Annotated in this window: 6 protein-coding genes; 2 read left to right on the top strand and 4 right to left on the bottom strand. The window is 65.6% G+C overall.

Annotated elements, in window-relative coordinates:
- On the bottom strand, positions 1–1290 hold a 1290-nt coding region (locus JSV65_06125), incomplete at its 3' end, for a hypothetical protein (GenBank protein UCH35928.1).
- Positions 1291–1501: 211 nt separating this feature from the next.
- Here JSV65_06125 and JSV65_06120 point away from each other — a divergent pair.
- Positions 1502–2011 (top strand): rhodanese-like domain-containing protein, encoded by a 510-nt coding sequence (locus JSV65_06120; GenBank protein UCH35927.1) that lies wholly within the window; start codon positions 1502–1504, stop codon positions 2009–2011.
- Positions 2008–2565 carry a DoxX family membrane protein gene (locus tag JSV65_06115; GenBank protein ID UCH35926.1) on the top strand — a complete coding sequence of 186 codons (558 nt, stop codon included), beginning with the start codon at positions 2008–2010 and terminating at the stop codon, positions 2563–2565. Before JSV65_06120 ends, JSV65_06115 begins: the two co-directional genes overlap by 4 nt.
- Before the next feature lie 41 nt (positions 2566–2606).
- Here JSV65_06115 and JSV65_06110 read toward each other — a convergent pair whose 3' ends face one another.
- The 3 genes from JSV65_06110 to JSV65_06100 form a co-directional block, all read right to left on the bottom strand.
- Positions 2607–3278 carry a hypothetical protein gene (locus JSV65_06110; protein UCH35925.1) on the bottom strand — a complete coding sequence of 224 codons (672 nt, stop codon included), beginning with the start codon at positions 3276–3278 and terminating at the stop codon, positions 2607–2609.
- Positions 3279–3335: 57 nt separating this feature from the next.
- Positions 3336–3902, bottom strand: coding sequence for a prepilin-type N-terminal cleavage/methylation domain-containing protein (locus JSV65_06105; protein UCH35924.1), 567 nt, complete (start codon positions 3900–3902; stop codon positions 3336–3338).
- Positions 3903–3951: 49 nt separating this feature from the next.
- Positions 3952–4494: hypothetical protein (locus JSV65_06100; protein ID UCH35923.1), on the bottom strand; the 543-nt coding region annotated here is incomplete at its 5' end.

Genomic DNA, 4494 nt, shown 5'->3' with positions numbered 1-4494 from the left:
GCGCAGGTGCGCGCGCGCCGCCCATGTCATCCCTCCCGCGAGGATGAAGAAAGCGCCGAGCATCTGGTACGCCGCGAACGTGGGCACCGGGTAGTTGGGCACGTATTCGAGATCATATCCCAGCGCCGCGAGGCCGATGCCCTGAAGCTTGTAGAAAAAGAAGAAGAACCACAGGCTGAACGAGAGGTCGGTGGGGATGAGGAAGCTGAAGCCGATGACGCTGAAGTGGGTCCAGATGCCGAGGATCCCGACTTGGTTCCACGGCCGCGAAGTCAGGTAGTGCGCCAGGTCGTGCGCGACGGGGATGCCGGGTACGGCCGGGAAGTACACGTGAAGGCCGTTGACGGAGTGAACGATGAACGGCACGGCGAACCCCGCCCACATCATGCGGCTGCGGAAGAACCGGGGCAGCGAGGACTCTCCCCGCTCGCCGCGGGCGATCTCCAATGGAAGCTGCACCAGGGGGAAGGCGAGGCGCTCCCGCTCCACCCACTGGCGGCGCAGGATCACCGTGATGCACAGCAAGACGAAGAAGAGGGTGTAGGCCATGCCGGTCCAGGCCGCCATCGGGATGAGCCACGCGCCCCACGGGATAGCCCGCAGCAACGCCGCCGCACCCATGTGCTCCGCCCCGGGCACGGATTCGTAGAAGTCCTTCATGATCTGCGGACTCGCCGGGTGCAGCCATCTTGGCAGGACGTCGTAAACGCCATACACCCAGTTGTCGCGCACGGCCCCGACGACCGCCGGGTACTCGCGAAGGTCAACCGGGACGAACCATTGCGGGATATGGCGGAAGAACAGCGCCTGCCACCCGTTCTCGGGCGTCTCGAAGTAGAACGCCCCGGCGAGCGTCGGCAACACGTATTCCGTGAGCCCGAAGGAGGGAACGCCCGCCGCGCACAGCATGATGAGATAGCTGACGAGCACCTCGCGGCGAGTCATGGCGAGCCGCGGAGAGGCACGACGCAGAGCCACGTTCACCGCGCCCGCCCACAGGACGAAGAGCACGAAGGCGCCGATGGGCAGATGGCAGGCGGCAATCCACGTGCCGCGCAGGTAGAGGTCGGACCATGGGGTGACGGCGCCGAGGACGGCGGTGCCGACGAGGCCGACGGCGATAGCCCTGAGAGTAATGGCGGGTTTGCGAACGGTAGAGCTGGCGGCGATTGCGGCGATGACGATCCTCCACCGATTGGACGCGGCGACGATGGCAGGTTCTGTCGCGCCGGCGAGCTTTCCTGCTGTTCGCGAAGCTGGTACGCGCGCGGATGATGTGCCGGCCCGCACGAGGAACCAGCGCGCGCGCGGCGAACAAAGCCTCCCGAAGACGATACGGATATGGCTGCCGAGTGCCGGCGTGGCCCAGCAAGCCGTCTCCTTGATTCAGGTGAGGCAGGTGCCGTGGGCTGCGCCGAAGAAATGCGGTTGTCATGCCCATCTTGACCGCCCTGAGCGGGGCGGGCCTCGCAGTGCGGAAGAGGGATCACGTGAAGCAGCGATGACGAAGAAAGCTGATCTAGACGAGGCGACGACCGTCCTGCTGGGAGCCGCGGCAATTGTTGTCCTAGCGGTCTGCGTCGGGCTTGTCGTCAACCACCTGTCGTCCGACGGCTTGCCCCTGTTTGCGTCGCAGCATAGCCTGCGGCCGCCGGTGTCCGCCGGCGCGACCTACATGAGCATTGACGAGGCGCGGGAGTTCCTCGACGAGCAGGGAGCGATCTTCCTCGACGCGCGGCCCGCCGCGGCGTTCGACGAGGGGCACATCGAGGGCGCGGTCAGCCTGCCGGTGGAGGACTTCGCTGAAACGGAGGCCGCGCTGCGAGACGCCCTGCGCGGCGCGACGGTCTTGATCTGCTACTGCGACGGGATTGACTGCGAGCAGGGCGCGCAGCTGGCCGACCAACTGGTGAACGCCGGCTACTACAACGTGGCGCTGATGTTCGAAGGCTGGGAGGAATGGGAGCGCGCCGGTTACCCCGCATCTTCCGCCGCGGAGGAGCGTCAATGACGGACGCAGGCGCTGCGGCCGAGAACGTCCGCGCGAACCCGTTGTGGCACCCCGCAGGCGCCGTCGCCGCGCGCCTCGTGCTCGGCGGCATCTTCCTCTACTCCGGCGTGAGCAAGATCGGGCATGTCGCCGACCTCGCGCGGATCATCAACGGCTACCGCATTCTGCACCTGGAGATGGTCAACTTCCCTGCGCTCACCCTGCCGTGGCTGGAGATCATCGTCGGGGCGATGCTGCTGCTCGGGCTGCTGCGGCGCAGCAGCGCGCTGGTCTCGTGTGGGCTGTACGGCGTCTTCATCATCGCCGTCGGACTGGCGATGGCGCGCGGGATCGAGAGCCCTTGCGGGTGTTTCTCCGTCGCCGCGGAGAGCGAACGCATCGGCTGGCAGGTGCTCGTGCGCGACGTGTTCCTCGGGCTGCTGAGCGCGTATCTGGTCGTCCATCCCTCGCGGTTTGCGGAGGTGGATGCCCTGCTCGGCTCCGAGCAGCCACGGGTCTCGGAGACCTCTCCACCTACGGCCGATGCCGCCGATGATTGGGCGCCCGGCCTGTAACGCGCGCTGCGTGTCTTCGTGCCTTGGTGGCTGGCAATACCTCAGTATTCGCGGATCGAGCCGTCGCGCAGGAGTTCCAGCCGATGCCACATGCACCGCGCTAGTACGTCAGGCTCGGGATGCCATTCATAACTCGGGGGCGGGAGATCATACAGGTCGGTCCACGAGCGAGCGAGGCCGATATAGCCCGCCTTTCTCTCGTACGCCGGTTCGCGCGGACAGACTAGTTCCCCTGCAGTATCCATTCGCATTGTCCAGCCGGCATGCGCCTCGTCTCGCCCTTCCACGCGCGTCAGGTAGCCGTCTTCCTCCGGCGTCAGGCTGAAATCGCTCACCAGCTTGCGGAAGACCTCCTCCAGGGCGGGCACATCGCCGGCGCTGAGATCGGCGAGCGGCGGGGGCGGCGGATACGACTCGATGTCGCGCACCGGCGGGGGCGGCTCCGGATCCTCGCCGGTCACCACCCGCCCCGCGGCGACATACAACATGCCCAGATTTCCCCGGCATCGCGACTCGGATTGGTCCCGCGGCCAGAGCTGCCATGCAACTGCCGCGACGACGAGAAAGCTGACGAACGCACCGAGGCGCACCCACCGGCGGGTACCCGCGTGCAGAAGTCGCTTGGGATATCGCAGGGTAAGCGCTCCTCTCGACCCACCCCGGCGCAGAGCGCGAACGTCGCCCATGTACGCCCGCCGGCGGCATCTCGTCACGGCCCTTTCTCCATGCATTCAGATCGCTTCGCCCGTTGTATCCTCGGCCTCGGGACACTACTCAAACACGACGTTGACCCTTGGATACTTGCCCGTGGGCGCCACCTCGATCGACCCGTCCATGCGCCCAATCACCCTTACGTTAGACGGTCTGACATGCCAGAAGCAGCCCATGATTGGGGAATCCCCTGCCAGCTTTCTACCTTCACCGTGGAAAAGCTCGACGGCCGCTCTAGTGTAGTAATAGCCAAAGCTCGTTGGAATACCCCTCACCGGGTACTTTGTACCCCGCGTCGGGTCCTGCGGGCACAGAAAGACTTCTTCGCTTCCCACGTACGGCAGCACAGCGGCGGTCCATTGGATGCCCTTGTTGATCACTTCGCCATCCACTACGACTTGTCCGGCGTGGTCCAGAGGGATGCTGTCGTAGTCGATGAGGTACATCTGAAGTCCGAGCAGAATCTGGTGTATGTTGCTGATGCACCATGTCTCGCGGGACTTCGACTGCGCCCTGTAGAACACGGGGACTACCGCGCCCGCGAGCACGCTGATGATGAAGATCACCAACAGCAACTCGATGAGCGTCATGCCGCGGTCATCTCTGGCGCTCGTGGTGCGGTGCATACGTGTCGCCTCCCGCGCCGATAGCGGCGCCGGGCGCGCTGCGCCCCGTTCAACCGCCGCTCAGAGCCTGCTCGACGGCCGCCTTGGCCTGGGCGATGATGTCTTCGTCGTCATCGGCCGAGTTCTCGATGAACACCAGGCTGCCGGCACGGTCGAAGATATAGACGCGTGCGTTGTCGAAGGCGTTCAGCGCCTCGCGCATTTGCCCCGCCCGGTCGTACAGAAACAGCGAACGGAATCCGTTCTCCTGCGCCTTCTGACGCACCATCTCGGGGTCGGAGAGCATAAACACGACGCAGGTCCTGACCTGCGGATAGGGGGCCAGTTCCTGCTCCATCACCCGGATGTCCTCGTCGCCCACGTCATAGCTCTTCACGTACATGAGCGCGGACACGCCCGGCAGCGGCAACTGCACCTTGCGCTTGTCCAGATCCTCGACTTCCGGCAGTTGGATCCTCTCGCCGAGCTTCGGGTCGGCCTTCATCATCTGCGGGACCTGCTCTTCAAAGCTCACCTGCGGCGCCCGCTGCGGCGGCGGCCATTTGACCCCGAGCGCGCGGCTGGACACGAAGATGCCGACGAGGACGCCGGC

Source organism: Armatimonadota bacterium (assembly GCA_020354555.1).
Classification (GTDB): Bacteria; Armatimonadota; Hebobacteria.
The sequence above is the reverse complement of the archived record's forward strand: the minus strand, read 5'-3'. Positions and strand labels throughout refer to the sequence as shown.